The sequence below is a fragment of the Pseudomonas sp. MDT1-16 genome (genome assembly GCF_054898115.1).
In genome coordinates, this window is sequence record NZ_CM142717.1 from 1,399,782 (window position 1) to 1,426,581 (window position 26,800).

General features: G+C 58.8%; 28 protein-coding genes. 25 read left to right on the plus strand and 3 right to left on the minus strand.

Annotated elements, in window-relative coordinates:
• Positions 1 to 19 precede the first annotated feature (19 nt).
• The 3 genes from secD (at position 20) to ACYZT3_RS06270 (ending at position 3,480) form a co-directional block, all read left to right on the plus strand.
• Positions 20 to 1,888, plus strand: a complete 1,869-nt coding sequence (gene secD, locus ACYZT3_RS06260; protein ID WP_282375249.1) for a protein translocase subunit SecD — start codon at positions 20 to 22, stop codon at positions 1,886 to 1,888.
• A gap of 9 nt (positions 1,889 to 1,897) precedes the next feature.
• Entirely contained in the window at positions 1,898 to 2,812 is a 915-nt protein-coding gene (secF, locus tag ACYZT3_RS06265; protein ID WP_282375250.1) for a protein translocase subunit SecF, read from the plus strand.
• Between the two features lie 119 nt (positions 2,813 to 2,931).
• The gene (locus tag ACYZT3_RS06270; RefSeq protein ID WP_462031725.1) at positions 2,932 to 3,480 is read left to right on the plus strand and encodes a glycine zipper 2TM domain-containing protein; all 549 of its coding nucleotides are present in this window, start codon (positions 2,932 to 2,934) and stop codon (positions 3,478 to 3,480) included.
• A 62-nt stretch (positions 3,481 to 3,542) separates the two neighbouring features.
• Here ACYZT3_RS06270 and suhB read toward each other — a convergent pair whose 3' ends face one another.
• Positions 3,543 to 4,358 carry a type III secretion system regulator SuhB gene (gene suhB / locus ACYZT3_RS06275; RefSeq protein ID WP_282375252.1) on the minus strand — a complete coding sequence of 272 codons (816 nt, stop codon included), beginning with the start codon at positions 4,356 to 4,358 and terminating at the stop codon, positions 3,543 to 3,545.
• A gap of 146 nt (positions 4,359 to 4,504) precedes the next feature.
• Here suhB and trmJ point away from each other — a divergent pair, with 146 nt between their 5' ends.
• From trmJ to ACYZT3_RS06380, 21 genes are all read left to right on the plus strand, one after another.
• Complete coding sequence (trmJ, locus tag ACYZT3_RS06280; RefSeq protein WP_282375253.1) at positions 4,505 to 5,275, plus strand: tRNA (cytosine(32)/uridine(32)-2'-O)-methyltransferase TrmJ; 771 nt, start codon at positions 4,505 to 4,507, stop codon at positions 5,273 to 5,275.
• Between the two features lie 2 nt (positions 5,276 to 5,277).
• A complete protein-coding gene (cysE, locus tag ACYZT3_RS06285; protein WP_282375254.1) occupies positions 5,278 to 6,054 on the plus strand; it encodes a serine O-acetyltransferase in 777 nt (258 codons plus the stop codon).
• A 168-nt stretch (positions 6,055 to 6,222) separates the two neighbouring features.
• Positions 6,223 to 6,714 (plus strand): Fe-S cluster assembly transcriptional regulator IscR, encoded by a 492-nt coding sequence (gene iscR, locus ACYZT3_RS06290; RefSeq protein ID WP_008042436.1) that lies wholly within the window; start codon positions 6,223 to 6,225, stop codon positions 6,712 to 6,714.
• A 50-nt stretch (positions 6,715 to 6,764) separates the two neighbouring features.
• On the plus strand, positions 6,765 to 7,979 hold the full coding sequence (locus tag ACYZT3_RS06295; protein WP_282375255.1) for an IscS subfamily cysteine desulfurase: 1,215 nt from the start codon (positions 6,765 to 6,767) through the stop codon (positions 7,977 to 7,979).
• Positions 7,980 to 8,063: 84 nt separating this feature from the next.
• A complete protein-coding gene (gene iscU / locus ACYZT3_RS06300; RefSeq protein WP_003443374.1) occupies positions 8,064 to 8,450 on the plus strand; it encodes a Fe-S cluster assembly scaffold IscU in 387 nt (128 codons plus the stop codon).
• 34 nt (positions 8,451 to 8,484) lie between these two features.
• A complete protein-coding gene (gene iscA, locus ACYZT3_RS06305; protein ID WP_007903589.1) occupies positions 8,485 to 8,808 on the plus strand; it encodes an iron-sulfur cluster assembly protein IscA in 324 nt (107 codons plus the stop codon).
• A gap of 8 nt (positions 8,809 to 8,816) precedes the next feature.
• Complete coding sequence (hscB, locus tag ACYZT3_RS06310) at positions 8,817 to 9,338, plus strand: co-chaperone HscB (RefSeq protein ID WP_462032342.1); 522 nt, start codon at positions 8,817 to 8,819, stop codon at positions 9,336 to 9,338.
• Between the two features lie 51 nt (positions 9,339 to 9,389).
• On the plus strand, positions 9,390 to 11,252 hold the full coding sequence (gene hscA / locus ACYZT3_RS06315) for a Fe-S protein assembly chaperone HscA (protein ID WP_282375256.1): 1,863 nt from the start codon (positions 9,390 to 9,392) through the stop codon (positions 11,250 to 11,252).
• 2 nt (positions 11,253 to 11,254) lie between these two features.
• A complete protein-coding gene (fdx, locus tag ACYZT3_RS06320) occupies positions 11,255 to 11,596 on the plus strand; it encodes an ISC system 2Fe-2S type ferredoxin (RefSeq protein WP_282375257.1) in 342 nt (113 codons plus the stop codon).
• Positions 11,597 to 11,610: 14 nt separating this feature from the next.
• Positions 11,611 to 11,811: a Fe-S cluster assembly protein IscX gene (gene iscX, locus ACYZT3_RS06325; RefSeq protein WP_282375258.1), complete on the plus strand. Its 201-nt coding sequence runs from the start codon at positions 11,611 to 11,613 to the stop codon at positions 11,809 to 11,811.
• Between the two features lie 92 nt (positions 11,812 to 11,903).
• Complete coding sequence (gene ndk / locus ACYZT3_RS06330) at positions 11,904 to 12,329, plus strand: nucleoside-diphosphate kinase (RefSeq protein WP_007916882.1); 426 nt, start codon at positions 11,904 to 11,906, stop codon at positions 12,327 to 12,329.
• Positions 12,330 to 12,357: 28 nt separating this feature from the next.
• A complete protein-coding gene (gene rlmN, locus ACYZT3_RS06335; protein ID WP_282375259.1) occupies positions 12,358 to 13,506 on the plus strand; it encodes a dual-specificity RNA methyltransferase RlmN in 1,149 nt (382 codons plus the stop codon).
• A gap of 12 nt (positions 13,507 to 13,518) precedes the next feature.
• Positions 13,519 to 14,277 (plus strand): type IV pilus biogenesis/stability protein PilW, encoded by a 759-nt coding sequence (gene pilW / locus ACYZT3_RS06340; protein WP_282375260.1) that lies wholly within the window; start codon positions 13,519 to 13,521, stop codon positions 14,275 to 14,277.
• Positions 14,277 to 15,299: a RodZ domain-containing protein gene (locus ACYZT3_RS06345; protein ID WP_462031726.1), complete on the plus strand. Its 1,023-nt coding sequence runs from the start codon at positions 14,277 to 14,279 to the stop codon at positions 15,297 to 15,299. Before pilW ends, ACYZT3_RS06345 begins: the two co-directional genes overlap by 1 nt.
• 3 nt (positions 15,300 to 15,302) lie before the next feature.
• Complete coding sequence (ispG, locus tag ACYZT3_RS06350; RefSeq protein WP_010457850.1) at positions 15,303 to 16,412, plus strand: flavodoxin-dependent (E)-4-hydroxy-3-methylbut-2-enyl-diphosphate synthase; 1,110 nt, start codon at positions 15,303 to 15,305, stop codon at positions 16,410 to 16,412.
• A 23-nt stretch (positions 16,413 to 16,435) separates the two neighbouring features.
• Positions 16,436 to 17,725, plus strand: a complete 1,290-nt coding sequence (hisS, locus tag ACYZT3_RS06355; protein WP_462004154.1) for a histidine--tRNA ligase — start codon at positions 16,436 to 16,438, stop codon at positions 17,723 to 17,725.
• A 42-nt stretch (positions 17,726 to 17,767) separates the two neighbouring features.
• Positions 17,768 to 18,409 (plus strand): tetratricopeptide repeat protein, encoded by a 642-nt coding sequence (locus ACYZT3_RS06360; RefSeq protein ID WP_282375263.1) that lies wholly within the window; start codon positions 17,768 to 17,770, stop codon positions 18,407 to 18,409.
• Positions 18,402 to 19,553 carry an outer membrane protein assembly factor BamB gene (gene bamB, locus ACYZT3_RS06365; RefSeq protein WP_282375264.1) on the plus strand — a complete coding sequence of 384 codons (1,152 nt, stop codon included), beginning with the start codon at positions 18,402 to 18,404 and terminating at the stop codon, positions 19,551 to 19,553. The genes ACYZT3_RS06360 and bamB overlap by 8 nt, the downstream gene beginning before the upstream one ends.
• A 140-nt stretch (positions 19,554 to 19,693) precedes the next feature.
• Positions 19,694 to 21,163 (plus strand): ribosome biogenesis GTPase Der, encoded by a 1,470-nt coding sequence (der, locus tag ACYZT3_RS06370; protein WP_283183095.1) that lies wholly within the window; start codon positions 19,694 to 19,696, stop codon positions 21,161 to 21,163.
• 225 nt (positions 21,164 to 21,388) lie between these two features.
• Positions 21,389 to 22,537, plus strand: a complete 1,149-nt coding sequence (locus tag ACYZT3_RS06375) for a pyridoxal phosphate-dependent aminotransferase (RefSeq protein ID WP_462031727.1) — start codon at positions 21,389 to 21,391, stop codon at positions 22,535 to 22,537.
• Positions 22,525 to 23,316 (plus strand): amidohydrolase, encoded by a 792-nt coding sequence (locus ACYZT3_RS06380; protein WP_282375267.1) that lies wholly within the window; start codon positions 22,525 to 22,527, stop codon positions 23,314 to 23,316. Before ACYZT3_RS06375 ends, ACYZT3_RS06380 begins: the two co-directional genes overlap by 13 nt.
• A gap of 93 nt (positions 23,317 to 23,409) precedes the next feature.
• Here ACYZT3_RS06380 and leuA read toward each other — a convergent pair whose 3' ends face one another.
• Entirely contained in the window at positions 23,410 to 25,089 is a 1,680-nt protein-coding gene (gene leuA, locus ACYZT3_RS06385) for a 2-isopropylmalate synthase (RefSeq protein ID WP_282375268.1), read from the minus strand.
• A gap of 398 nt (positions 25,090 to 25,487) precedes the next feature.
• On the opposite strand from leuA, the gene ACYZT3_RS06390 reads away from it, so the two are divergent.
• Positions 25,488 to 25,844 carry a hypothetical protein gene (locus tag ACYZT3_RS06390; protein WP_282375269.1) on the plus strand — a complete coding sequence of 119 codons (357 nt, stop codon included), beginning with the start codon at positions 25,488 to 25,490 and terminating at the stop codon, positions 25,842 to 25,844.
• A gap of 133 nt (positions 25,845 to 25,977) precedes the next feature.
• Here ACYZT3_RS06390 and ACYZT3_RS06395 read toward each other — a convergent pair whose 3' ends face one another.
• Positions 25,978 to 26,799 carry a peptidoglycan DD-metalloendopeptidase family protein gene (locus tag ACYZT3_RS06395; RefSeq protein ID WP_462031728.1) on the minus strand — a complete coding sequence of 274 codons (822 nt, stop codon included), beginning with the start codon at positions 26,797 to 26,799 and terminating at the stop codon, positions 25,978 to 25,980.
• Position 26,800 lies beyond the last annotated feature (1 nt).

Below are 26,800 nucleotides of genomic sequence, written 5' to 3' on the forward strand. Positions count from 1 at the left end.
GTCATAAGCGGGCGGCGTGATGCTGAACAAATACCCTCTGTGGAAATACATTCTGATCCTGGCGGTGCTGGCGGTCGGTCTGATTTATTCCGCTCCCAATCTATATCCTGATGACCCGGCTATTCAGGTCAGTGGTGCAAGCACTGCGCTGCAAGTGACTCAGGCTGATCTGGATCGTGTGGGCGCAGCGCTCAAGGAATCCGGGATCAATGTCAAGGCTGCCACCCTGGCAGCGAACGGCAAGGGCGGTCTGATTCGTCTGACCAAGGCTGAAGACCAGCTGCCTGCCAAAGACGTCGTGCGCAAGGCATTGGGTGATGACTACGTCGTTGCACTGAACCTTGCACAAACCACCCCGCAATGGCTGCGCAGCTTTGGCGCGCACCCGATGAAGCTGGGTCTGGACTTGTCCGGTGGTGTGCACTTCCTGCTCGAAGTGGACATGGACAAAGCCCTCGACGCGCGCTTGAAAGTCTATGAAGGCGACGTCAAGAGCCTGTTGCGTAAAGAGAAACTGCGCTATCGCAGCCTGCCACAACTCGATGGTGCCATACAGCTGGGTTTCAGTGATGAAGCGTCCCGCGAACAGGCCCGTGCACTGATCCGCAAGAACTTCAGCGATTTCGACATTGTTCCGGCCGACCTCAATGGTCAGGCGGTGCTGCGTCTGGCGATGACCCCGGCCAAGCTGGCGGAAATCCGCGAATACTCCATCAAGCAGAACTTGACCACGGTACGTAACCGCGTCAACGAGCTGGGTGTTGCCGAACCAATCGTTCAGCGTCAGGGCGCCAACCGCATCGTGGTTGAGCTGCCGGGCGTGCAAGACACCGCCGAAGCCAAGCGTATCCTTGGCAAGACGGCCAACCTTGAGTTCCGTCTGGCCGCTGAGCCTGGTGCATCGAAAGCCACTTCTGAAAGCTTCGAATTCCGTGAAGGCAATCGTCCGCCAGCGCAAATCGAGCGTGGCTTGATCATCACGGGTGACCAGGTCACCGATGCCAAGGCTGGCTTCGGCGAGCAAGGCACGCCTGAAGTGAACATCCGTCTGGATGGCCACGGTGGCGAGCTGATGAGTCGTGCGACCCGCAGCAACGTCGGTCGCAGCATGGCGGTGATCTTCATCGAGCAACGCCCGGTCACCACTTACGTCAAGAAAATGGTTAACGGCGTCGAGAAAGACGTGCCGGTTCAAACCTTCAAGGAAGAGAAGAAGATCATCAGCCTGGCGACCATCCAGTCGCCGCTGGGTGCTCAATTCCGTATCACTGGCCTGAACGGCCAGGGCGAGTCGTCCGAACTGGCGCTGCTGTTGCGTGCAGGTGGTCTGGCTGCACCGATGTACTTCGCTGAAGAGCGCACCATTGGCCCAAGTCTGGGTGCCGACAACATCGTCAAGGGTGTCGATGCATCGCTGTGGGGCATGCTGTTTGTCTCGCTGTTCATCATCGCCATCTACCGCTTCTTCGGCATCATTGCCACCGTCGCGCTGACCGTGAACATGGTGATGCTGCTGGCCCTGATGTCGCTGCTGGGTGCAACGCTGACCCTGCCGGGTATCGCCGGTATCGTGTTGACCATGGGTATGGCGGTCGACGCCAACGTTCTGATCTTCTCGCGGATACGCGAAGAGATCGCGGCGGGCATGACCGTACAGCGGGCAATCAACGAAGGCTTCGGCCGGGCATTTACTGCGATTCTCGACGCCAACCTGACAACACTGTTGGTCGGCGGGATTCTCTTTGCGATGGGCACCGGCCCGGTCAAAGGCTTCGCAGTGACCATGTCCCTCGGGATCTTTACCTCGATGTTCACGGCCATCATGGTGACCCGCGCGATGGTCAACCTGATCTTCGGCGGTCGTGACTTCAAGAAGTTGTGGATTTAAGGGGCTGCCATGTTACGTACAATCAACTTCATGGGCGTTCGCAACGTTGCGTTCGGCGTCACATTGTTTCTTACCTTACTGGCATTGTTCAGCGTCGCCACCAAGGGCATGAACTGGGGCCTGGACTTCACCGGCGGTACGCTCATCGAGCTGACCTACGAGCGTCCGGCCGATGTCACCAAGGTGCGTGAGCAGCTGGCCACTTCGGGTTATCACGAGGCGATCGTACAGAGCTTCGGTGCTACGACCGATTTGCTGGTGCGCATGCCGGGTGAAGATCCGCAGTTGGGCCACCAAGTGGCAGAGGCGCTGCAGAAAGTCGGCGGCGACAACCCAGCGGTGGTCAAGCGCGTCGAGTTCGTCGGCCCGCAGGTGGGTGAAGAGCTGCGCGATCAGGGCGGCCTCGGCATGCTGATGGCGCTGGGCGGTATTCTGATCTACCTGGCTTTCCGCTTTCAGTGGAAGTTTGCGGTCGGCGCCATTGTCTCGTTGATTCACGACGTGATCGTGACCATCGGTATCCTGTCGTTCTTCCAGATCACCTTCGACCTGACGGTGCTGGCGGCGGTACTGGCGATCATCGGTTACTCGCTCAACGACACCATCGTGGTATTCGACCGGGTTCGTGAGAATTTCCGTGTCCTGCGCAAGGCCAGCCTGATCGAGAACATCAACATCTCGACCACGCAAACCTTGCTGCGGACCATGGCGACTTCGATCTCCACCTTGCTGGCGATCGCGGCCCTGTTGTTCTTCGGTGGCGACAATTTGTTCGGCTTCTCCATCTCCCTGTTTATCGGTGTTCTGGCGGGTACTTACTCGTCGATCTACATCGCCAACGTCGTGCTGATCTGGCTGAACCTGAGCACCGAGGATCTGATTCCTGCTGTGGCGACCGATAAGGAAGTCGACGACCGCCCGTAACGGCCATCGCCTTCCTGTTGTCTGCCAAAAAAGGCGCGAATTGAACTCGCGCCTTTTTTTATGCTCCAAGGCTGGGAGAAGCGCGGGTATGTCCCGCATGTGATGGTCAGGAGGTTCATGTGAACAAGTCGTTGCTGGTTGGTGCGGTATTGGGTGTTGTCGGTGTGACTGCCGGGGGTGCTGTTGCCACCTACAGCCTGGTTAAAAGCGGCCCTGAGTATGCGCAAGTTCTAGCCGTCGAACCGGTCAAGACACAAATCAAGACGCCACGTGAAGTGTGCAAGGACGTTGCAGTAACCCGACAGGCGCCGGTGAAAGATCAACATCAGATCGCCGGTACGGTGGTGGGTGCGCTGGCGGGTGGCCTATTGGGCAACCAGATCGGCGGCGGTACGGGCAAGAAGATCGCCACAGTGGCCGGTGCGGTCGGCGGCGGTTATGCGGGCAACAAGGTGCAGGAGGGCATGCAGGAGCGTGACACCTACACCACGACTCAAACTCGCTGCAACACGGTCAATGACATCAGCGACAAAGTTGTAGGTTATGACGTTCGTTATTCGCTCGACGGCAAGGAAGGCAAGGTGCGGATGGACCGCGATCCGGGCAACCAGATTCCGGTCGACAAGGAAGGTAAGTTGGTTCTGTCGCAGAACGAACCGGCTCAATAAATAGTTGAAAGTCAGATTCAAAAAAAAAGCACCCCGAAGGGTGCTTTTTTGTGGCCGGGCGCTTAGCGCTTAAGCGAAGCCGGCAGGTGCGGCTGGATGGCCGTCAATACTGCTTTGAAGCACTTGGTGTTGCCGGCAACGACGTGGCCTTTCTCAAGGAAATCGTGACCGCCGGTGAAGTCGCTCACCAGGCCGCCTGCTTCCTGGATCAGCAGGGCGCCTGCCGCCATGTCCCACTCGGACAGGCCCGATTCCCAGAAGGCGTCGAAACGACCAGCAGCCACATAGGCCAGGTCCAGGCTCGCCGAGCCAGCGCGGCGGATGCCGGCAGTCTGGCCAACCAGGGCGCGGAACATGCCCAGGTAGTTCTCGAGGTTGTCCATCTGGTCATCGCGGAACGGGAAGCCGGTACCCAGCAGGGCGCCGTCCAGGCTGGTGCGGCCGCTGACGCGCAGACGACGACCGTTCAGTTGAGCGCCACGACCACGGCTGGCAGTGAATTCTTCCTGGCGAACCGGGTCCAGAACAACAGCGTGTTCCAGGCGACCGCGGTATTTGCAGGCGATGCTGACAGCGAAGTGAGGAATGCCGCGCAGGAAGTTGGTGGTGCCGTCCAGTGGATCGATGATCCACAGGTATTCTTCGCCTTCGCCGCTACCCGGGTGCATGCCGGTTTCTTCGCCGAGAATGCCGTGGGTAGGGTAGGCCTTGCGCAGCGCGTCGATGATTTTCTGTTCGGCGGCGCGATCCACCTCGGATACGTAATCCTTGGCGTCTTTTTCGTCGACCTTGATGGTATCCAGGCGCTCGATGGAGCGGAAGATCAATTCACTGGCGCTGCGGGCGGCGCGCAGCGCGATATTCAGCATGGGCTGCATGGATGTGTCACCTAAGGTTGTTAAAGAAAGCCGGGCATTCTATCAGAAAGTTTCTACAGGTGAAGGTCAGTGTTCGCTTTCATAGCTTAACGGTAGGTTGAGCTGTAAGATTCTGCTCCCCATTAACGTGTTCGAGAGCGCCTCCCTTGCTGCATAACATTCGTGTCGTCCTGGTCAATACCAGCCATCCCGGCAACATCGGCGGGGCTGCGCGTGCTATGAAGAACATGGGCCTGTCGCGGCTGGTGCTGGTCGAACCGCGGTTGTTCCCGCACCACGAGGCTGATGCTCGTGCCTCCGGCGCCGGGGATATCCTTGAAAACGCGCAAGTCGTCGCCACCTTGGAAGATGCCTTGGTCGGCTGCAATCTGGTGCTCGGCACCAGCGCTCGCGACCGGCGCATTCCCTGGCCGTTGCTCGATCCCCGCGAGTGCGGCGTGAAAGTGGTCGAGGAGGCCGGGCAGGGTGCCGAGATTGCCTTGGTGTTTGGTCGTGAAGATTCCGGCCTGACCAATGAAGAGCTGCAGCGATGTCATTATCACGTGCACATCCCATCAGACCCTGAGTTCAGTTCGCTGAACCTTGGGGCAGCGGTGCAGGTGTTGAGCTATGAAGTACGGATGTCCTGGCTCGCGGCCCAAGGTCAGCCGAGCAAGGTCGAAAAGGATGAAGTGGCGTCCATTAAAAGTGGTGAGCTGGCGACCATGGATGAACTGGAGCGATTCTATGAGCACCTGGAGCAAACCCTGGTGGCCATCGAGTTCCTCGATCCGGAAAAACCACGGCACTTGATGGCGCGCCTGCGCCGGTTGTACGGACGCAGCTCGGTCAGCCGGGCGGAAATGAATATATTGCGTGGCATCCTCACGGAAACCCAGAAAGCGGCCCGTGGCGAGCTTCTTAAGCGGAAGGATTAAAAATGTTCGAGCGTTTGCGTGAAGATATCCAGAGTGTTTTCCATCGTGATCCGGCAGCGCGCAACGCCTTTGAAGTTCTGACGTGCTACCCGGGCATGCACGCCATCTGGATCCACCGCCTGTCGTCGGCCCTGTGGGGGATGGGCTGGAAGTGGCTGGCGCGATTGGTGTCGAATTTCGGTCGCTGGTTGACCGGGATTGAGATCCATCCGGGCGCCAAGGTTGGTCGTCGTTTCTTTATCGACCATGGCATGGGCATCGTCATCGGTGAAACCGCTGAGATCGGCAATGACGTCACCCTTTATCAGGGCGTGACCCTGGGTGGCACCAGCTGGAACAAGGGTAAGCGTCACCCGACGCTTGAAGATGGCGTGGTGGTCGGGGCGGGCGCCAAGGTGCTGGGTCCGTTTACTGTCGGTGCGGGTGCCAAGATCGGCTCCAATGCCGTGGTGACCAAGGCGGTTCCGGCCGGCGCGACGGTGGTCGGCATTCCGGGGCGGATCATCGTCAAATCCGATGACGAGCAGGACGCCAAGCGCAAGGCCATGGCCGAGAAGATCGGCTTTGATGCCTACGGCGTCGGCGAAGACATGCCCGACCCGGTGGCTCGCGCCATTGGTCAGCTGCTCGATCACCTGCAGGCGGTCGATGGTCGCCTGGAGGGTATGTGCGGTGCGTTGAAGGATCTGGGTAGCAACTATTGCGCCAAGGATCTGCCTGAGTTGCGCGAAGAAGACTTCGCCTGCGTCAAGGACAAAGACGAAAGCAAGGCCGGCTAAATCCGGACGGGTTCTTCGCGAGCAATTGCTGGCTGTTCCCGGCCAGCCTTTGTTATGATGCGCGCGCTCTTTTGCGGGTAATCCTGAGTAAAGCACTAGGTCTTATAGTTGACTTAAATACTCGGGAATTGCATACTCGCCCCATTCTGAACTCCGTGGTAATTGTCCATGCGACTGACTACAAAAGGCCGATACGCCGTGACCGCCATGCTTGACCTGGCGTTGCATGCGCAGCACGGGCCGGTGTCCCTGGCCGATATCTCCGAGCGCCAAGGCATCTCCCTGTCCTACCTCGAACAGCTCTTCGCCAAATTGCGCCGCAGCAATCTGGTGTCCAGTGTTCGTGGCCCAGGCGGTGGCTACCAGCTATCGCGCGACATGCAGGGCATCCAGGTTGCCCAGGTGATCGATGCGGTGAACGAATCGGTCGATGCAACCAAATGCCAGGGCCAGGGCGATTGCCATCAAGGCGACACCTGTCTGACCCACCACTTGTGGTGCGATCTGAGCCTGCAGATTCACGAATTTCTGAGCGGTATCAGCTTGGCTGACCTTGTCACTCGCCGTGAGGTACAAGAAGTAGCCCAGCGTCAGGATCAGCGTCGTTGCAACAGCAAGACGCCACGCCTGGACAAGATTGAAGCGTCCGCCGTCGAATGACAGCCAAAGAGCTAGCGGCACGCCAGCCAGCCTGATTTAGGAGATAGTCCATGAAATTGCCGATTTACCTTGATTACTCTGCGACGACCCCAGTTGATCCACGTGTCGCGCAAAAGATGAGTGAATGCTTGCTGGTTGACGGAAACTTCGGTAACCCGGCGTCCCGTTCCCACGTGTTCGGCTGGAAAGCTGAAGAATCCGTCGAAAACGCTCGTCGTCAGGTCGCTGACCTGGTCAACGCCGACCCGCGTGAAATCGTCTGGACCTCCGGTGCCACCGAATCCGACAACCTGGCAATCAAGGGTGCGGCGCATTTCTATGCCACCAAAGGCAAACACCTGATCACCACCAAGATTGAGCACAAGGCTGTCCTCGACACCATGCGCCAACTGGAGCGTGAAGGCTTCGAAGTGACCTACCTCGAGCCGCGCACCGATGGTCTGGTCACGCCAGAGATGATCGAAGCTGCCCTGCGCGACGACACCATCCTGGTCTCGGTCATGCACGTGAACAACGAAATCGGCACCATCAATGACATCGAGGCCATCGGCGAACTGACCCGCTCGAAGGGTATCCTGTTCCACGTCGACGCTGCTCAGTCCACCGGCAAGGTCGATATCGACCTGTCGAAGCTGAAAGTCGACATGATGTCGTTCTCTGCCCACAAAACCTACGGCCCTAAAGGCATCGGCGCACTGTACGTGAGCCGCAAGCCGCGTGTTCGCATTGAAGCGACCATGCACGGTGGCGGTCACGAACGTGGCATGCGTTCCGGCACCCTGGCGACCCACCAGATCGTCGGCATGGGTGAGGCTTTCCGCGTAGCCAAGGAAGACATGGCTGCCGAGAACGTGCGTATCAAAGCCCTGAGCGACCGTTTCTTCAAACAGGTCGAAGGCCTGGAAGAGCTGTACATCAACGGCAGCATGACCGCCCGCGTTCCGCACAACCTGAACCTGAGCTTCAACTACGTTGAAGGCGAGTCGCTGATCATGGCGCTCAAGGATCTGGCAGTTTCGTCCGGTTCGGCCTGCACCTCGGCATCGCTTGAGCCTTCGTATGTACTGCGCGCCCTGGGCCGCAACGACGAACTGGCCCATAGCTCGATTCGCTTCACCTTCGGCCGTTTCACCACCGAAGAAGAAATCGACTACGCCGCGCAGAAAGTCTGCGAGGCCGTTACCAAGCTGCGCACTCTGTCGCCGCTGTGGGACATGTACAAAGACGGTGTCGACATTTCGAAAATCGAGTGGGCGGCACACTGATTTCAAGTCGCCGCAAACCGGCCCTGCAGGATTTCGGATCGCAGGGCTTAAGAGCGACTCTCTGATGAGTGAGGATTAAGAATCATGGCTTACAGCGAAAAGGTCATCGACCACTACGAGAACCCGCGCAACGTCGGCAAGATGGACGCGGAAGACCCTGATGTCGGCACCGGCATGGTTGGTGCTCCAGCGTGTGGCGACGTGATGCGTCTGCAGATCAAGGTTAACGAGCAAGGCATCATCGAAGACGCCAAGTTCAAGACCTACGGTTGCGGTTCGGCTATCGCCTCCAGCTCCCTGGCGACCGAGTGGATGAAAGGCAAGACTCTGGATGAAGCAGAGACCATCAAGAACACTCAGCTGGCCGAAGAACTGGCTTTGCCGCCAGTAAAAATTCACTGCTCCGTACTTGCTGAAGACGCTATCAAAGCGGCCGTTCGCGACTACAAGCAGAAGAAAGGCTTGATCTGACTTTCAAGATTTGGCGACGAGTAAGGAGTCCCCGATGGCTATCAGCATGACAGAAGCGGCTGCTCAACACGTGCGACGCTCGCTCAACGGGCGCGGCAAAGGTGAAGGGATTCGTCTGGGTGTTCGCACCACAGGCTGTTCCGGCCTTGCCTACGTGCTGGAGTTTGTCGACGAGGTAGTTGCAGAGGATCAGGTGTTCGAAAGTCACGGCGAGAAAGTGATCATCGACCCGAAAAGCCTGGCCTACCTGGACGGCACCGAACTCGATTTCGTCAAGGAAGGGTTGAACGAAGGCTTCAAGTTCAACAACCCCAACGTACGCGGTGAATGTGGCTGCGGCGAAAGCTTCAATATCTGAGGCTACTCGTGGGTACTCCTTGTCATTTCGCTTTATTTGAGCTGCAACCGAGCTTCGATCTGGATCTCGACCAGCTGGCTACGCGCTACCGTGAGTTGGCGCGCAGCGTTCATCCTGACCGTTTTGCAGACGCTTCCGAGCGAGAGCAACGGCTGGCGCTAGAGCAATCCGCGAGCCTCAATGAGGCCTACCAGACGCTCAAAAATCCTCCCAAGCGCGCGCGATATCTGCTCGCTCTGGGTGGTCACGAGCTGCCGCTGGAGGTCACGGTGCATGATCCGGAATTTCTTCTGCAGCAGATGGAGCTGCGTGAAGAGCTCGAAGACCTGCAAGACAGCGCCGACCTGGCGGGTATTGCCGTGTTCAAGCGCCGCCTGAAGACGGCACAGGATGAACTGAACCAAAGCTTCGCAGCCTGTTGGAATAATGCAGCGCAACGCGAACAGGCCGAACGCCTGATGCGACGCATGCAGTTCCTCGACAAGCTCACCTACGAAGTGCGCCAGTTAGAAGAGCGCCTCGACGATTAACCCAGTGCCGCTCCGGTCGCACGCCTGATATACAGATAAGTCCTGATAACGATGGCCCTACTGCAGATCGCCGAACCCGGCCAAAGTCCTCAACCGCACCAGCGTCGTCTGGCTGTCGGTATCGACTTGGGCACTACCAATTCGCTGGTCGCTGCATTGCGCAGTGGTCTTTCCGAGCCTTTGCCCGACGCTGACGGGCAGGTCATCCTGCCGTCTGCCGTGCGCTACCACGCCGATCGTGTCGAGGTCGGCGAGTCGGCCAAACTGGCTGCCGCCTCCGATCCTTTGAACACCGTGCTGTCGGTCAAGCGCTTGATGGGTCGTGGTCTGTCCGACGTCAAGCAATTGGGCGATCAACTGCCGTACCGCTTTGTCGGCGGCGAGTCGCACATGCCGTTCATCGACACCATTCAGGGTCCGAAAAGCCCCGTCGAAGTCTCTGCCGATATCCTCAAGGTGTTGCGTCAGCGCGCCGAGGCCACGTTGGGCGGCGAACTGGTTGGCGCGGTGATCACGGTTCCGGCCTATTTCGATGACGCTCAGCGTCAAGCCACCAAGGATGCGGCCAAGCTGGCCGGTCTGAACGTGCTGCGTTTGCTTAATGAGCCGACTGCTGCCGCTGTGGCTTACGGTCTGGACCAGCATGCCGAAGGCCTGGTTGCTATTTATGACCTGGGTGGCGGCACCTTTGATATTTCGATTCTGCGCCTGACCGGCGGTGTGTTTGAGGTGTTGGCTACCGGCGGCGACAGCGCTCTGGGCGGCGATGACTTCGATCACGCAATCGCTGGCTGGATCATCGAAAGCGCCGGCTTGTCGGCCGACCTCGATCCGGGTGTACAACGCAATCTGCTGCAAACGGCCTGTGCAGCCAAAGAATCCCTGACCAATGCTGCGGCTGTTGAAGTCGCTTATGGCGACTGGAAGGCCGAGCTGACTCGTGAGGTCTTCAATGCGCTGATCGAGCCGATGGTTGCTCGCAGCCTGAAAGCCTGCCGCCGCGCTGTGCGTGATTCCGGTATCGAGCTGGACGACGTTCACGCGGTGGTCATGGTTGGCGGTTCGACTCGTGTGCCTCGCGTTCGCGAAGCCGTGGCTGAAGCCTTCGGTCGCGAGCCACTGACCGAAATCGATCCGGATCAAGTGGTGGCCATTGGTGCTGCGATCCAGGCCGATACGCTGGCTGGCAACAAGCGTGACGGCGGCGAGCTGCTGTTGCTTGACGTGATTCCGTTGTCCCTGGGGTTGGAAACCATGGGCGGCCTGATGGAGAAGGTGATTCCACGCAACACCACCATCCCCGTCGCCCGCGGTCAGGACTTCACGACTTACAAAGATGGCCAGTCGGCCATGGCGATCCATGTGTTGCAGGGCGAACGCGAGCTGATCAGTGACTGCCGCTCCCTGGCACGCTTCGAATTGCGCGGTATTCCGGCGATGGTGGCGGGCGCGGCGAAGATTCGCGTGACCTTTCAGGTCGATGCCGACGGTCTGCTCAGTGTTTCTGCCCGCGAGCTGGGTTCGGGCGTTGAGGCCAGTATCCAGGTCAAGCCGTCCTACGGCCTGACCGACGGCGAAATCGCCAAAATGCTCAAGGATTCGTTCCAGCACGCCAGCGACGACAAAGTTGCCCGTGTTCTGCGTGAGCAGCAAGTCGATGCCCAGCGCCTGATCGAGGCGGTGCAAGGCGCCCTCGATGTCGACGGCGAACGCCTGCTCGACGCTGAAGAGCGCAGGGTTATCGAGTTGCAGATGCAGGAACTGACCGAACTGATGAAAGGTACCGATGGTTACGCCATCGAGCAGCAGACCAAGCGTCTGTCGCAAGTGACCGATGCCTTTGCTGCCCGCCGCCTGGACTCGACGGTGAAAGCCGCGCTGGCGGGGCGCAACCTGAATGAGATTGAGGAATAACGATGCCGCAGGTCATTTTTCTGCCACACGATAAGTTTTGCCCGGACGGCATGGTTGTGGAAGCTGAGCCCGGTACCTCCATTCTCGAACTGGCCCATGAACACCATATCGAGATGGAGAGTGCCTGCGGCGGCGTCTGCGCCTGCACCACCTGCCACTGCATCATCCGCGAAGGTTTTGACTCGCTGGAAGAGGCCGATGAGCTGGAAGAAGACTTTCTTGATCGGGCCTGGGGTCTGGAGGCGCAATCGCGTCTAGGCTGTCAGGCGGTCGTCGGGACTGAAGACCTGACCGTCGAAATTCCGAAATACTCGCTCAACCATGCGGCCGAAGCGGCGCACTGATTCAAGGAACTGACATGAGTCTGAAATGGGTTGATGTGCTGGAAATCGCGATCCAGCTGGCTGAATCCAAGCCGGATACGGACCCGCGTTACGTGAACTTCGTCGATTTGCACAAATGGGTGCTGGCATTGCCGGAGTTCAGCGATGATCCGACCCGCGGTGGCGAGAAGGTGCTTGAAGCCATTCAGGCCGCCTGGATCGAAGAAGCAGACTGAGTCTACGCCGTACGCAGTTAGGCAATACCAAAGAACCCGCGTATAATTCGCGGGTTTAATTTTTCACAAATTACCGTTTCTGGAGTTACACCATGGCTGTTCAACGTACTTTCTCCATCATCAAGCCTGACGCTGTTGCAAAAAACGTTATCGGCGAGATCACCACTCGTTTTGAAAAAGCTGGCCTGCGCGTTGTAGCTTCGAAACTGAAGCAACTGTCCAAAGCCGAAGCTGAAGGCTTCTACGCTGAGCACAGCGCTCGTGGTTTCTTCGGCGACCTGGTTGCTTTCATGATCTCCGGCCCGGTTGTTGTTCAGGTTCTGGAAGGCGAAAACGCTATCGCTCTGAACCGTGAGCTGATGGGCGCTACTAACCCTAAAGAAGCTGCTGCCGGCACCATCCGCGCTGACTTCGCTGATTCCATCGACGCCAACGCTGTGCACGGTTCGGACTCCGAAGCTGCTGCTGCTCGCGAAATCTCGTACTTCTTCGCCGCTACTGAAGTAACCACTCGCTAAGCATTGGCTTAAGAGTGAAGGTGAATCCATGACTACATCGACTGTAAAAACCAACCTGCTGGGTCTGACTCAGCTGGAAATGGAAAAATTCTTCGACTCAATCGGGGAGAAGCGTTTCCGTGCCGGTCAGGTAATGAAATGGATTCACCACCTTGGCGTCGATGATTTCGACGCCATGACGAACGTCAGCAAAGCCTTGCGCGACAAGCTCAAGGCCATTGCTGAAGTCCGCGGCCCCGAAGTGGTCAGCGAGGACATCTCCACCGACGGCACCCGTAAGTGGGTGGTGCGCGTGGCGTCCGGTAGCTGCGTCGAGACCGTGTACATTCCCCAGGGCAAGCGCGGCACTTTGTGCGTTTCGTCCCAGGCAGGCTGTGCCCTGGATTGCAGTTTCTGCTCCACCGGCAAGCAAGGTTTCAACAGCAACCTCACCGCCGCCGAAGTCATCGGTCAGGTGTGGATTGCCAATAAATCGTTCGGCAGCATCCCGGCGACCGCCGACCGTGCCATCACCAACGTGGTGATGATGGGCATGGGTGAGCCGCTGCTGAACTTCGACAACGTCGTGGCCGCCATGCATCTGATGATGGATGACCTGGGCTACGGGATCTCCAAGCGCCGCGTAACCCTGTCTACATCGGGTGTGGTGCCGATGATCGATGAGCTGTCCAAGCACATCGACGTCTCCCTGGCGTTGTCCCTGCACGCACCGAACGACGCATTGCGTAACCAATTGGTACCGATCAACAAGAAGTATCCGCTTAAGATGCTGCTCGAGTCGTGCCAGCGCTACATGTCGTCCTTGGGCGAGAAGCGCGTGCTGACCATTGAGTACACGTTGCTCAAGGACATCAACGACAAGACTGAGCACGCGGTCGAAATGATCGAGTTGCTCAAGAACATCCCGTGCAAGATCAACCTGATTCCGTTCAACCCGTTCCCGCATTCCGGTTACGAGCGCCCGAGCAACAACGCGATTCGCCGTTTCCAGGATCAGCTTCACCATGCCGGCTTCAATGTCACCGTACGCACCACCCGCGGTGAAGACATCGATGCCGCGTGTGGCCAATTGGTAGGGCAGGTGCTGGATCGCACCCGTCGCAGCGAACGTTATATCGCCGTGCGCGAGTTAAGCGCCGAAAACGATATCGCGCAGAACGCTGCGAACAATAATTAAGAGAGGATCTCTATGTCCCTGCGCTTCGCGCTGCTGTTGCTGTTGGCCAGCCTGTGTGCTGGTTGTGTCCTGTCGGGCGATTTCAACCCGATGAAGACCAGCAAGGGTCGCGATGAAGCGCGTGCCGCCTATGTACAGCTGGGCTTGGGCTACTTGCAACAAGGCATGACCGAACGGGCGAAAGTACCGTTGAAGAAAGCGTTGGATCTGAATGACTCGGATCCAGACGCCAATGCTGCGCTGGGTCTGGTGTTTCAAGCCGAGATGGAGCCGGAGCTGGCGGACGAGCATTTTCGCAAGGCGCTGGCTTCGCGCCCCAACGATGCGCGAATCCTGAACAACTACGGAAGTTTCCTTTTCGAAGAGAAACGGTACAAAGAGGCGTACGAGCGCTTTGAACAGGCTGCCGCCGATACCATGTATCCCGAGCGTTCGCGGGTGTTCGAGAACCTCGGCATGACCGCTTCGAAGCTGGGCCAGCGGGATCTGGCGCAGCAGCAGCTGGAAAAAGCCCTGCGTTTGAATCGCCAACAGCCACGTGCATTGCTGGAAATGGCTGAGTTGTCTTACGAAGACAGGCATTATGTGCCCGCGCGTGACTATTACGATCGTTTTAGCCTGCTCACCGAGCAAAATGCACGTAGTCTATTGCTCGGCGTTCGGCTGGCAAAAGTGTTTGAAGATCGCGACAAGGCCGCCAGTTTTGGCCTGCAACTAAAACGACTCTATCCCGGTACGCCGGAATATCAGCAATACCTGTCGGAGCAATGATGAAAGCGGCGCATCCCGAAGTTGTAGCAGCGAATCGCGTTAACCCCGGTGAGACCTTGCGCCAGGCCCGCGAAAGCAATGGCTGGTCGCTGGCTGAAGTGGCCCTCAAGCTCAACCTCACCGTCAATTCCCTGAGCAATCTGGAAACCGGCGCTTTCGACAAGCTGCCTGGGCATACTTTTGCTCGCGGTTATATTCGCGCCTACGCGAAATTGCTGGGCATGGATCAAACCGTACTGGTCCAGCAGTTCGACCAATCCACCGGCACCGACTCCCAGGGCAGCAACGTTCATAGCCTGGGACGTATCGAAGAGCCGGTTCGGGTTTCCCACACCATTTTGCGAATTGTCAGTCTGCTGTTGCTGCTGGCTGTGATCGGCGGTGGATTTGTCTGGTGGCAGGATCAAACCTCGTTGCGCACCAAGGAAGTGACGAGCCTGAGCCCGGAGCACGTTGAAGTCGAAGGTGCTGACGGCACCACCCAGATCCATCCGCTGGACGAGCCGGAAGACCAGGCTGTCGCGGAAGGTCAGGCGGACGGCACAACCGATCTCGCACTGCCGCAAGCCGAAACGTCCGATGAGGCTCCGGCTGTTGCTGAAGCAGTAGTTCCGGCTGCACCGGCGACTCCCGCGCCCGCAGCACCGACGCACAGCGCTGCGTCGGTTGTCGCGACGCCGGTAGCGCCTGCTCCGACTGCTCCTGTTGTATCGGCCCCGCCTGCGTCCGCTTCGGTCACGCCAACCATCCCCGCTCCAGCAGCGGCTGCACCGGTTTCCGGCCAGGGGCAGGTTCAACTGCAATTCACCGCCGATTGCTGGACGCAAGTGACCGACGGCAGCGGCAAAGTATTGTTGAGCGGTCTCAAGCGTAAAGGCGAAAATGTTTCTGTCAGCGGCAAACCACCCTTTTCTGTGCGTCTGGGCTTCGCCCGTGGCGCGCAAGTCAGCTACAACGGGCAGGTGGTTGATATCGCTCCGTTCACCAGTGGCGAGACTGCTCGCCTGAAGTTGGGTCAATAAGTCATGCACGGCGAATCTCCAATCAAACGTCGCGAATCGCGCAAGATTTGGGTCGGTAACGTGCCTGTTGGCGGCGATGCGCCTATCGCTGTGCAGAGCATGACCAACAGCGACACCAATGACGTAGCCGCCACCGTTGCCCAGATCAATCGTCTGGAAGCCGCTGGCGTCGATATCGTGCGCATTTCCGTGCCGGACATGGACGCCGCCGAAGCCTTCGGCAAGATCAAGCAACTGGTCAAGGTTCCACTGGTTGCCGACATTCACTTCGACTACAAAATCGCGCTGCGCGTCGCCGAACTGGGCGTTGACTGCCTGCGGATCAACCCGGGCAATATCGGTCGCGAAGACCGCGTGCGTGCAGTAGTCGATGCCGCCCGTGATCGCGGGATTCCGATTCGCATTGGTGTGAACGCCGGTTCCCTGGAAAAAGACCTGCAAAAGAAATACGGCGAGCCGACCCCGGCGGCGCTGGTTGAATCCGCCCTGCGTCACGTCGAGCACCTTGAACGCCTGAATTTTCAGGACTTCAAGGTCAGCGTCAAAGCCTCCGATGTGTTCATGGCCGTCGCCGCTTATCGTTTGCTGGCCAAGGAAATCGTCCAGCCGCTGCACCTGGGCATCACCGAAGCCGGTGGTTTGCGTTCAGGCACGGTGAAATCCGCCGTGGGCCTCGGTATGCTGCTCGCCGAAGGGATTGGCGATACTATTCGCATCTCGTTGGCGGCCGACCCGGTCGAGGAAGTGAAAGTCGGCTACGACATTCTCAAATCCCTGCACCTGCGTTCCCGTGGCATCAACTTCATCGCCTGCCCGAGCTGCTCGCGGCAGAACTTCGATGTGGTCAAAACCATGAACGAGCTGGAAGGGCGCCTTGAAGACCTGCTGGTGCCGCTGGATGTCGCGGTGATCGGTTGCGTGGTCAACGGGCCAGGCGAAGCCAAGGAAGCCCATATTGGCTTGACCGGCGGCACGCCAAACTTGATTTATATCGACGGCAAGCCGTCGCAGAAACTGACGAATGACAATCTGGTGGATGAGCTTGAACGCTTGATCCGTCAGAAAGCGGCCGAAAAGGTCGAAGCCGACGCAGCTGTAATCGCTCGCGGCTGATCGAACGAATTTAAGGATTTTAAGTGAGCAAGTCTCTGCAAGCCATTCGTGGCATGAACGACATCCTGCCCGAACAGACTCCCCTGTGGCGTCATTTCGAGGGCACTGTCTCGCGTTTGCTGGATAACTACGGTTACAAGCAGATCCGCATGCCGATCGTCGAGTTCACCGAGCTGTTCAAGCGCTCCATCGGTGAAGTGACCGACATCGTCGAAAAAGAGATGTACACCTTCGACGACCGCAACGGCGATTCCCTGACCCTGCGCCCTGAAGGCACGGCGGCCTGCGTGCGTGCGGTGCTTGAGCACGGCATCACCGGCGGTGGCCAGGTGCAGAAACTCTGGTACATCGGCCCGATGTTCCGCCACGAACGTCCGCAGAAAGGCCGTTATCGCCAGTTCCACCAGATCGGTTGCGAAGTCTTCAACCTCGACGGTCCGGACATCGATGCCGAGTTGATCGTACTGACCTGGCGCCTGTGGGGCGAGCTGGGCATCCGTGATGCGGTCAAGCTCGAGCTCAATAGCCTGGGCACCGCCGAGTCCCGTGGTCGTTATCGTGAAGCGCTGGTCGAGTTCCTCTCGGCCCGCCTGGACAAGCTGGACGAAGACAGCCAGCGCCGTCTGAAGACCAACCCATTGCGGGTTCTGGATACCAAGAACGCTGACACTCAAGCCGTGCTGGTCGATGCGCCGAAAATGGCCGATTACCTCGACGAAGAGTCTCGTGTGCACTTCGAGGGCCTCAAGGCTCGTCTGGACGCCGCCGGCATTCCTTACGTGATCAACCCGAAGCTGGTACGCGGGCTGGATTACTACAGCAAGACCGTTTTCGAATGGGTCACCGACCAGTTGGGCGCTCAAGGCACTGTGTGTGCCGGTGGTCGTTACGATGGTCTGGTGGAGCAGATGGGCGGCAAACCGACCCCTGGCGTTGGTTTCGCCATGGGTATCGAGCGCCTGGTGCTGCTGCTTGAAACCCTGGAGCAGATCCCGGAAGAAATCTCCCGTCAGGTCGACGTCTATCTCTGCGCCTTCGGCGAAGCCGCCGAGCTGGCCGGTCTGGCGCTGAGCGAACGTGTTCGTGATCAATTGCCCAACCTGCGCCTGCAAGTGAATGCCGGCGCCGGCAGCTTCAAAAGCCAGTTCAAGAAGGCCGACAAGAGCGGTGCGCTGTACGCGCTGATCCTCGGTGACGACGAAATGGCCCAGCAAGTGGTAGGTTTCAAACCCCTGCGTGGCCAGGGCGAACAACAAAGCATTGCCTGGGATGCGCTTGCTGCACACCTGGCCACCTGCGTCGTGCAGGGTTGAAGCTGTCATAAACAGCCGATTTAGCGATTAAGGAGTATTGGGGTGTCGAGTACCGAAGACGAAAACCTGGCGGATTTGAAGGACTGGTGGACACGCAACGGCAAGCCCCTGGTCACTGGCGGCCTGTTGGCGCTGGTCATCGTGTTCGGCTGGCAGGCTTTTCAAAAGTATCAGAGCAATCAGTCGCAAGGCGCCTCGATGCTCTATCAGCAATTGCTGGAAACCACGCTGACGCCTGACGGCAAGCCTGATGCCGCCCGTGTTTCGGACTTGGCCGGCAAGCTCAACAGCGAGTTCGGTGGCACCGCTTACGCGCAATATGGCAGCCTGTTCGTGGCGAAAGTCGCGGTCGACAGCGGCAAGCTGGATGACGCAGCCATCGAGCTGAAGGCCGTTACCGCCAAACCGGCCAACCCGGCATTGGGCGAAATCGCCCGTCAGCGCCTGGCGCAGGTGCTGGCCGCGCAGAACAAGGCCGATGAAGCCCTGAAACTGCTCGAAGGCGATGCCGACAAAGCATTCCTGGCCACTCGCGAAGAGCTCAAAGGCGACCTGTTGGTGCAATTGGGTCGTACCGACGAAGCGAACACGGCGTATCAAAAAGCCAAGGCGGCACTGTCGGATGAAGCGGCGGTCGGTGGCCTACAAATCAAGCTGGACGACCTGGCCAAAGGGGATGCGTGACGTGATTCGTTGGAAACATGCAGCATTGCTGGCTCTGGCCATATTGGCCGCGGGTTGCAGCAGCAACAGCAAAAAAGAACTGCCACCGGCCGAGTTGACCGACTTCAAAGAAGAAGTGGTTTTGCAAAAGCAGTGGAGTCGTTCGATCGGTGACGGTCAGGGCAAAACGTACAACATGCTGGTTCCGGCGATCGATGGCGATACCATCTATGCCGCCGACGTCACCGGTGTGGTGATGGCGATGGATCGCAGCAATGGCGACGTCAAATGGAAGAAAGATCTCGAGCTGCCTGTTTCCGGCGCCGTTGGCGTGAGTTACGGTCTGCTCATGATCGGTACGATCAAGGGCGAAATCGTTGCCCTTGACGCCAGCAGCGGCGAAGAGAAATGGCGCGCTCGCGTGTCCAGTGAAGTCCTCGCGCCGCCGGTCAGCAACGGTGACGTGGTGGTGGTTCAGACTCAGGATGACCGTCTGATCGGTTTGGATGCCGCTACCGGTACCCAGCGCTGGTTGTATGACAGCACTCCAGCGGTATTGACCCTGCGCGGCACCAGTGCGCCGATCGTCACCAACCGCCTCGCGGTGGCTGGCCTGTCGACCGGTAAAGTGGTCGCTCTCGATATCTCCAACGGCGTGCCGGTATGGGAACAACGTGTAGCGATTCCACAAGGTCGTTCGGAACTGGAGCGCGTTGTCGATATCGACGGTGGCTTGCTGCTGTCCGGCGGTACGCTGTATGTCGCCAGCTATCAGGGTCGCGTTGCGGCACTGGATCTGGAAAGCGGTCGTCAGCTCTGGCAGCGTGATGCTTCCAGCTACGCCGGTGTCGCCCAGGGGTTTGGCAGCGTTTACGTGAGCCTGTCTTCGGGCACCGTTGAAGGCGTCGACGAACGTTCCACCACAGCCTTGTGGAGCAACGATTCGCTGGCCCGTCGTCAACTGTCGGCTCCGGAAGTGTTCTCCAGCTATGTTGCAGTCGGTGATATGGAAGGTTACCTGCATCTGCTGAGTCAGGTTGACGGTCGTTTCGTCGGCCGCGAGCGCATTGACAGCGACGGCCTGCGTGCCCGTCCGTTGGTAGTGGGTGACACGATTTATCTGTATGGCAACAGCGGCAAACTGGAAGCCCTGACCATTAAGTAAAGGTTTGACTATGCTTGGGGTTAGTTCCCCAAGCGGCCCCGTTCTGCGGGGCTCGCAGCGCTCACAGGCGCTGCCCCGAGCACCAGCCGCTGCCTCGCAGCGGCTTTTGTATTTTCTGAAATAACGAAGTGGAGAGCCGCATGGTTCCCGTAATCGCCCTGGTGGGCCGACCGAACGTCGGCAAGTCCACCTTGTTCAACCGCCTGACCAGGACTCGCGACGCCATCGTCGGCGACTTGTCCGGTCTGACCCGTGATCGCCAATACGGTGAGGCCAAGTGGCAAGGGCGTTCCTACATTCTGGTCGACACCGGCGGTATCTCCGGTGACGAGCACGGTATGGACGAAAAAATGGCCGAGCAGTCGCTGCTGGCCATTGAAGAAGCGGATGTCGTTCTGTTTCTGGTAGATGCCAAGGCCGGTTTTACCGCCGCCGACCAGATGATCGCCGAGCATTTGCGCAAACGTAACAAGCGTTCTTACGTGGTTGCCAACAAGGTCGACAACATCGACCCTGAAATGGCCCGCGCCGAGTTCGCCCCGTTGGGCATGGGCCACGCGATTCCGATCGCCGGTGCCCACGGTCGTGGCATCACCCAGATGCTGGAAATCGCCCTGAGCACCTTCCCGAAAGACGATGACGAGCTAGAAGAAGGCGAGGAAGAGATCGTTGCCGAAGGCGAGGAAGCCAAGCGCATTCCTGGCCCAAGCGAAAAAGACGGGATCAAGATCGCCATCATCGGCCGGCCAAACGTCGGCAAGTCGACCCTCGTCAACCGCATGCTCGGTGAAGACCGTGTCATCGTTTATGACGAGCCCGGCACCACCCGCGACAGTATCTACATCCCGTTCGAGCGTAACGACGAGAAGTACACGCTGATCGACACCGCCGGTGTGCGCAAGCGCGGCAAGATCCACGAAGAAGTCGAAAAATTCTCCGTGGTCAAAACCCTGCAAGCCATCAAAGACGCCAACGTGGTGATCTTTGTGATGGACGCCCGCGAAGGCGTGGTCGACCACGACCTCAACCTGCTGGGCTTTGCCATTGAGTCGGGTCGTGCGCTGGTGATCGCGATCAACAAGTGGGACGGCATGACGCCGAGCGAGCGCGACTTCGTGAAGGTCGAGCTGCAACGTCGACTGTTCTTCGTTGACTACGCCGACATTCACTTCATCTCGGCCCTGCACGGCACGGGTGTGGGCAACCTCTACGCCTCCGTACAGAACTCGTTCAAGTCTGCGGTCACCCGCTGGCCAACCAACCGCCTGACCACGATTCTGGAAGACGCGGTCGGTGAGCACGCGCCACCGATGGTCAACAATCGCCGGATCAAGCTGCGTTATGCCCACTTGGGTGGCGCGAACCCGCCGATCATCGTGATTCACGGTAACCAGATCGAGAAGGTGCCGAAGTCTTACGTGCGTTATCTGGAAAACACTTACCGTCGTGTCTTGAAGCTGGTCGGTACGCCGATCCGCATCGAGTTCAAGGGCGGCGAGAACCCGTACGAAGGCAACAAGAACTCGCTCACCGACCGTCAGGTCAACAAGAAGCGTCGCATGATGTCGCACCACAAGAAAGCTGACAAGAAGCGTAGAGACAAGCGCTGATTCACGGTCGACCTGGCTTCTGTAGGAGCGAGGCTTGCCCGCGAAGAACGATGACGCGGTGTACCTGATACACAGCAGTGTGGCCATCGCGGGCAAGCCTTGCTCCCACAGGACCGGGTTCAAGAAAGGGCGCTTAAGGCGCCCTTTTTTTATGGGCGCCGTTTGGGCTATCCTCGGACTCTCCCGCGCCGTCGTTAGCGCCGGGTGTAGAGCAGGGAATCAACGATGATCACCAGTAAGCTGCCGAATGTCGGCATCACTATCTTCACTCAGATGTCTCAGCTCGCGGCGCAAACCGGGGCGCTGAATCTGTCCCAGGGTTTTCCCGATTTCGATGCCCCGCAGGCCCTGTGCGATGCGGTCGGGCGGCATATCGCCAATGGCCACAATCAGTATTCGCCGATGACCGGCTTGCCGGCATTGCGTCAGCAAATTGCGGCGAAGATCACCCGCAGCTACGGCGTCAATGTGGATGCCGACCATGAAGTGACGGTCACTCCCGGCGCCACTCAAGCGATCTTCTGTGCGATTCAGGCAATTATCCATAGCGGCGACGAAGTGATCGTGTTCGATCCGTGCTACGACAGCTACGAGCCGTCGGTGGAACTGGCGGGTGGTCGTTGCGTCCATGTGCAACTCGGTTTGAATGACTTTGCCATCGACTTTCAGAAGCTTGCCGAAGCGATTACGCCGCGCACCCGGATGATCGTTCTCAACTCTCCGCACAACCCAAGCGGCGCGCTGATCAGTCGTGCCGAACTGGATCAGATGGCGGCGTTGATTCGCGATCGCGACATCTACATCGTCAGCGACGAAGTCTACGAACACCTGGTCTTCGACGGCGTGCCTCACGTCAGCGTGCTGAATCACGAAGAGCTGTATCAACGCGCCTTCGTCGTCAGTTCTTTCGGCAAGACCTACCACGTCACTGGCTGGAAAACCGGCTACGTGGTCGCGCCGCCGGCTCTCACCGCCGAGCTGCGCAAGGTTCACCAATACGTCAGTTTCTGCGGCGTGACGCCGCTGCAATACGCCTTGGCCGATTACATGGCCGAGCACCCGGAACACGTCGAGGAACTGCCGGCGTTCTATCAGGCCAAGCGCGACCTGTTCTGCGATCTGCTGACGCCGTCGCGCTTCAGCTTCACCCGAGTGGCCGGTACGTATTTCCAGTTGGTCGATTACTCGCAGATCCGTCCGGACCTCGACGATGTCGAGATGGCGTTGTGGATGACCCGCGAGCATGGCGTGGCGAGCATCCCGATCTCGGTGTTCTACCAGACACCGCCCGAAGGCCAGCGCCTGGTGCGCCTGTGCTTCGCCAAACGCGAGGAGACCCTGCGTGAAGCAGCGGAAAAACTATGCGTGATCTGAGCGCGCTACCCAATCTGAACATTGCACTGATCCAGACCACCCTGGCCTGGCATGATCGTCAGGCCAATCTGGAGCATTTCGAGCAGTTGCTGGAACAGGCTCGCGGCGCTGACCTGATCATTCTGCCGGAGATGTTCACCACCGGTTTTTCCATGGAGTCGGAAACGCTCGCCGAGCCCGAAAATGGTCCGACCAGCAAATGGCTGCGGGTGCAGGCAGCGAAACTGGATGCGGTGATCACCGGCAGCGTGATCGTCCAGGCGGCTGACGGCAGCCATCGCAATCGCCTGTTGTGGGCGCGGCCGGACGGGGAGGTGTGGCACTACGACAAGCGCCATCTGTTTCGCATGGCCGGTGAACACAATCACTACACCCCCGGCGAGCGCCAGGTGCAGTTCGAACTCAAGGGCTGGCGAGTGCGGCCACTGATTTGCTACGACCTGCGCTTCCCGGTCTGGAGCCGCGATTCTCAGGATACCGACCTGTTGCTGTACACCGCCAACTGGCCGGGTGCACGGCGTCAGCACTGGAACCGTTTGCTGCCAGCGCGGGCGATCGAAAACCTCTGCTACGTGGCGGCGGTGAATCGGATCGGCACTGACGGTAAAGGCTTTGCGTATACCGGTGACAGTCAGGTATTGGATTTTCAGGGTGAGACATTGCTCAGCGCAGGCGAAGCGGATGGGGTGTTCAAGGTCGTTCTGAGCGCTGCGGATCTGGCGGCCTATCGCACGCGGTTTCCGGCGAATCTGGATGCGGATACCTTCGAGTTCACGTAACCGATCGTTCCCACGCTCTGCGTGGGAACGATCAGGGCAAACAAAAAGGCCCCGAGGTTCTCACCCCGGGGCCTTTTGCATTTCAGCGAAGGCTTACGCCGCTTTCGCTTCCGGCTGGCTCAGCGAGCGGTTCAGTGCGCTGAACAGGGCCTTGAAGCTGGCGGTGGTGATGTTTTCATCGATACCGACGCCATGCACCGCACGTTCACCGTTCACGCGCAGTTCAATGTAGGCCGCCGCCTTGGCATGGGTGCCCGAACCGATGGCGTGTTCGTTGTAGTCCATGATTTCAACCGGAATCGGCAGGCCGGCCACCAGCGCTTCCAGGGCACCGTTGCCCTTGCCACGCCAGTGCAGGTTGGTTTCACCCTGACCTTTGCTGGAGACTTCCACTTCCACGGCGCTATGGCCGTTTTCTTCCTGCAGGCGATGGCTGACCAGCGCGTACGGGGTGTTGGCCTGCAAGTACTCGCTGTGAAGCAACGCGTGGATCTGCTTGGCGGTCATCTCCAGACCCAGGCGATCTGTTTCACGCTGCACCACTTGGCTGAACTCGATCTGCATGCGACGCGGCAAGCTGATGCCGTATTCCTGTTCCAGCAGGTAGGCGATACCGCCCTTGCCCGACTGGCTGTTGACGCGGATCACCGCCTCGTAGCTGCGGCCGATGTCGGCCGGGTCGATCGGCAAGTACGGTACTTCCCACAGAGCGTCCGGTTTCTGCTGGGCGAAGCCCTTGCGGATGGCGTCCTGGTGGGAGCCGGAGAACGCAGTGTGAACCAGGTCGCCGACGTACGGGTGACGTGGGTGCACTTGAATCTGGTTGCATTCTTCGACGACTTTACGCACGCCGTCGATGTCGGAGAAGTCCAGCTCAGGGTGAATGCCCTGGGTGTAGAGGTTCAGTGCCACGGTCACGAGATCGACGTTACCGGTGCGCTCGCCGTTGCCGAACAGGCAGCCTTCGACACGGTCGGCGCCGGCCATCAGGCCCAGCTCTGTGGCGGCAACACCCGTGCCACGGTCGTTGTGGGTGTGCAGGCTGATGATCACGCTGTCACGACGGTTGATGTGACGGCCGAACCATTCGATCTGGTCAGCATAGATGTTCGGGGTCGCGCATTCGACGGTGGCCGGCAGGTTGAGGATCACCTTGTGCTCAGGCGTCGGGTTCCAGACTTCGATCACCGCGTCGCAGACTTCCTTGGCGAATTCCAGTTCGGTGGCGCTGAAGGTTTCTGGCGAGTATTCGAAGGTCCACTCGGTGTTCGGCTGCTGCGCGGCGTATTTGACGAACAGCTTGGCCGCGTTCACGGCGATGGCCTTGACCCCTTCCTTGTCCTGATTGAAGACAATGCGGCGGAAGGACGGGGAGGTGGCGTTGTACAGGTGAACGATGGCTTTCTTCGCTCCGCGCAGGGATTCGAAGGTGCGCTCGATCAAATCTTCACGGCCCTGGGTCAGCACCTGAATGGTGGTGTCGTCCGGGATGTGGTTGCCTTCGATCAGGGTACGCACGAAGTCGAAATCGGTTTGCGAAGCCGCCGGGAACGACGCTTCGATTTCTTTTACGCCGACCTGCACCAGGGTTTTCCAGAAACGCAGCTTCTTGACCGCGTCCATTGGCTCGATCAGCGACTGGTTACCGTCACGAAGGTCGGAGCTGCACCAGATCGGCGCGGCGGTAATGGTCTTCGACGGCCAGGTGCGGTCCGGGATGTCGATGGTCGGGAACGCGCGGTATTTCGAAGACGGGTCTTTGAGCATGCTCATCGGGAAATCCTTAATTGTGTGGGCCGAAAAAAGGCGGCCTGCCGGTGGATCAAATGTTCTTGGGGAAAAGCGTAGGGCGAGGCACCGCAAATTCAGCCCGGCAGTCGTGCACTGACAAGGCACAGGCTGCGGTGCTGGCGAAGCTGAATGAGGGTGTGAGAGGTTTTCATGCCTTCAACCCTAACCGCGAGGGTGAAGGATGGCAAGCGGTCGAAAAAAATTGAGAGGAATCCTCTAAAAGTCTTCTTTATCGAGATTTAATTGCGGTGAAGGGTGTTGATTGTTTTTATGGTTGCGCGAGGTTTGAACGATGCGCAATTGAAAGTTGGCGGCCGCAGCTCGGTCAGGGCGGCTATTCTTAAACACTCAACAGGGCTACTGGCAGGCAGGAGTCGGTGATGAACGAGTCAGATTGGAAGCTTTATAGTGCACTGCGTCCGTTGGCCCATGAGCGCCTGTGTATCCGCATCATGGAGGAGGTCGAGCGTACGGTGCTGGATAAAAGTCTGGTGCCTTATGAGCGGATAGAAGCCAGCGAAGAACTGCTGAAGGCCGGGCAGAAAGAGCTGTATTGGGCGTTTGGTGTTTTCAGGTTCTCACGACATGAGGCCCGCTCTCACTTGCTCGGGCTGAGTGCCCGAGCGTTGATTACGACTGAGGAGTTGACCGGCTTCTCGGAGGACACTCAGGCCTGGATCAAAGAGTGTCTGGCGCACAGGGAAGTCCACGGGATTGAGGATCTGGAGGCTGAATAAGCCGCATCCTTGAGATCGCCTTCGCGGGCAAGCCTCGCTCCTACGGATTCGGGGTGACCACACGATTTGGGTACGACCCATATCCGTAGGAGCGAGGCTTGCCCGCGAAGAGGCCAGTAGCCATACGCAACAACTAAGGCTGAAATGCACCTATAAAGATGGCTGGATCAACCCGCGCATCATTCAGGCTGACGTTCCAGTGCATATGCGGCCCGGTCGCGCGCCCGGTGGAACCGACTTTCCCGACCACTCCACCACGGGCCAATGGCTGGCCAACCGTCACGTCGATTTTCGACAGGTGGCAGAACATGCTGATAAAGCCCTGCCCGTGATCGACGAACACCGTGTTGCCGTTGAAAAAGTAGTTACCGATCAGGATCACCTTGCCGGTAGCCGGGGTCTTGATCGGCGTACCGGCCGGAACGGCGAAGTCCAGGCCGGCGTGAGGATTACGCTCTTCACCATTAAAGAAGCGGCGCACACCGAACTTGCTCGACAGCGGCCCGTTGACCGGTTTGTCCAGCAGCAGGTTGCTCGGGGTGTTCGGGCTGAAGGTGCGGTAGGCCTGAATCTGCTCGGCCAGTTCGCCTTCGATGCGCTTGAGATTCTCCGGGTTCGGATTGACCTGCTGCGTATTCTTCAGGGTGATGTGCTGTTCCGGGTATTTCTTGCTGCCGACCGTGAAGCTGAGATTACGACCCCCGCTACTGACCTGCTGCGTGCCCGGTGTAACCGTCAGCGGCACGCCAACAATCGCCAGCCAATTGTTCTGTTCCTTGACCACCAATACCGGTTTGCCTTGATAACTGGCTTTCGGCGTCTGCGCGGATGTGCCGAGATCGACCACCGCCACGCCGCCCGGCACTGGTTTGTTCAGCAGACGGGTGATGTAACTGTCGGCGTGGGCGTTGAAGGTCAGGCACAGCAACAGCAACGGAGCTAAAAAACGCGGCATG